This is a genomic window from Streptomyces sp. MnatMP-M17 (assembly GCF_900091995.1).
GTDB lineage: Bacteria > Actinomycetota > Actinomycetes > Streptomycetales > Streptomycetaceae > Streptomyces.
Genome location: NZ_FMDK01000612.1, coordinates 1 through 2610, shown reverse-complemented (window position 1 = coordinate 2610; position 2610 = coordinate 1). Strand labels below are relative to the sequence as shown.

Sequence of the window (2610 nt, the reverse complement as noted above, 5' to 3'; positions counted from 1 at the left end):
CCGGCTCGACCGCCCCGTCTCCGCCTCCCCGGCCAGCACCGCCGGCCACGGCGGATCGCCATGCTCAGCGTCCACACCTCGCCGCTGCACCAGCCGGGCACGGGCGACGCGGGCGGGATGAACGTCTATATCGTCGAGCTGGCCAAGCGGCTGGCCGCCATCGACATCGAGGTGGAGATCTTCACCCGTGCCACCGCCGGCGGTCTGGATCCCGTCGTGGAACTGGCTCCGGGTGTGCTCGTACGGCATGTCGACGCCGGCCCGTACGAAGGCCTGGCCAAGGAGGATCTGCCCGCGCAGCTCTGCGCCTTCACCCACGGTGTGATGCAGGCCTGGGCGGGCCACCGGCCCGGCTACTACGACCTCGTCCACTCCCACTACTGGCTCTCCGGCCATGTCGGCTGGCTCGCCTCCGACCGCTGGGGCGTCCCGCTCGTCCACGCCATGCACACCATGGCGAAGGTCAAGAACGCCGCGCTCGCGGAGGGCGACAGGCCCGAGCCCGCGGCCCGTGTCATCGGCGAGACCCAGATCGTGCGCGCCGCCGACCGGCTGATCGCCAATACGGCGGAGGAGGCCGGCGAACTCGTCCGTTTCTACGACGCCGAACCGGCGAAGGCGGCCGTCGTCCATCCAGGGGTGAATCTGGACTGTTTCTGTCCGGCTGACGGCCGCGCCGCCGCGCGCGCCCGGCTCGGGCTGCCGCGTGACGCGTTCATCCCGCTCTTCGCGGGCCGTATCCAGCCGCTGAAGGCGCCGGACGTGCTGCTGCGGGCCGTGGCGGTACTTCTCGACCAGCTTCCGTCGCTGCGCGGGAAGCTGGTCGTACCGGTCGTCGGCGGTCCGAGCGGCACAGGACTGGCCAAGCCGGAAGGGCTCCAGAAGCTCGCCGCGCGGCTGGGCATAGCGGATGTGGTGCGGTTCCGGCCGCCGGTCGGCCAGGACCGGCTGGCGGACTGGTTCCGCGCGGCGTCCGTGCTGGTCATGCCCTCGTACAGCGAATCCTTCGGCCTTGTCGCGATAGAGGCCCAGGCGACGGGCACGCCGGTGGTGGCCGCGGCGGTGGGCGGACTGCCGGTGGCGGTACGGCACGGGGAGACCGGCTTTCTGGTGTCCGGCCATGATCCGGAGGCGTACGCGCGGGTGCTGCGGGAGTTCGTCGATCATCCGGAACTGGTCGACCGGATGGGCGCGGCGGCCTCGCGCCACGCCGAGTCCTTCGGCTGGGACACGGCCGCCTCGGCGACGGCGGACGTGTATCTGGCCGCCCTGCACGATCACCGCCGTCGCGTACGCTCGCACCATGGCTGACGTACGGCGGACCGAGGCGCGGCGGGCTGGGGAACGGGCCGCCGAGGAGCGGGCTGGACAGCGGGCCGCCGGGCAACGGCCCGGGCAGCGGGCCGAGGATCAGGTCGCGGATCAGGTCGCGGACGCGAACCGCGTCATCGTACGGACGCTGACCTGCGCCGAGCTGACATGGGAGAGCCCGGAGGCCGGCTCGTACGTCGTCACCCTGCCCGGCACCCGCAAGCTCTCCACCACCTGCTCCCTCCTCGTCGGCCGTCACGCGCTCTCCGTCAACGCCTTTGTGATCCGCCGCCCGGACGAGAACGCCGAGGGCGTCCACCGCTGGCTGCTGGAGCGCAACCTGAAGCTGTACGGCGTGAGTTACGCGGTCGACCGTCTCGGCGACATCTATCTGACCGGCAAACTCCCGCTGGCCGCCGTCACCGACGACGAGATCGACCGGCTGCTGGGCTCGGTGCTCGAAGCGGCGGACGGTGCCTTCAACACTCTGCTGGAGCTGGGATTCGCGAGCGCGATCCGCAAGGAGTACGCCTGGCGGGTGTCCCGTGGCGAGTCCACGCGGAATCTGGACGCGTTCGCCCATCTGACCCGGGACCCGTCGGCCTGAGCCGGATGCGGGACTCGTCTGTCTGAGTCGTGGCACGACTCTTCCCTGTCACTCGTACGGCATGTCATGCTCACCCCTAGACGCACACCTGAACGTTGTTCATATATGTGGAGGGCATTATGGGGTACGGGCAGGGGCAGGAGCAGGGGCGACAGGGGCAGCGCGCGGTCGGGAGGCGAACTCTGCTTGGCAGCGCTGTCGCCGTGGCCGCCGCCGGGGTACCGGGGACGGCACTCGCCACGACACCCGCGACACCCGGCGCGCCCCGCGCACCCCGTACCTCCGCGCTCTGGCGGGAGTTCGCCGAGTCGCCGTACACCCATCCGCAGATCCCGTATGTAGGGAAGGCCGGGCAGCGCGCGGGCGCCGACCGCTTCCCACGGCACCGCGTCGTCGCCGATGTCCGCGCGTACGGCGCCAAGGGCGACGGTTCCGTGGACGACGCGCCCGCGATCAACCGTGCCCTCGCCGCTGCCGGAGAGCGCGGCGGGGGCACGGTCACCATCCCGCCCGGCACCTACCGCATCGACGACATGATCCGGATCGCCCACAGCGATGTCGTCCTGCGCGGCGCCGGCAGCGGCCGTACCAAGCTCTACGCGACAAAGAACCTCACCGAGTTGATCGGCCCGTACGGCAGCCGCTACGGCGGCGACAAGTCGAGCTGGTCCTGGGCCGGCGGGGTCCTCTTG

3 protein-coding genes are annotated in these 2610 nt (G+C 71.3%); all 3 read left to right on the top strand.

Features of this window, described 5'->3' with window-relative positions:
* The coding region (mshA, locus tag GA0115259_RS26005) for a D-inositol-3-phosphate glycosyltransferase (protein WP_093601524.1) at positions 1–1311 on the top strand (1311 nt) is incomplete at its 5' end.
* The gene (locus GA0115259_RS26000; RefSeq protein ID WP_093601522.1) at positions 1304–1918 is read left to right on the top strand and encodes a type III secretion system chaperone family protein; all 615 of its coding nucleotides are present in this window, start codon (positions 1304–1306) and stop codon (positions 1916–1918) included. The genes mshA and GA0115259_RS26000, both read left to right, overlap by 8 nt.
* A gap of 119 nt (positions 1919–2037) precedes the next feature.
* A partial coding sequence (locus GA0115259_RS25995; RefSeq protein ID WP_218104237.1) for a glycoside hydrolase family 55 protein occupies positions 2038–2610 on the top strand: 573 nt, incomplete at its 3' end.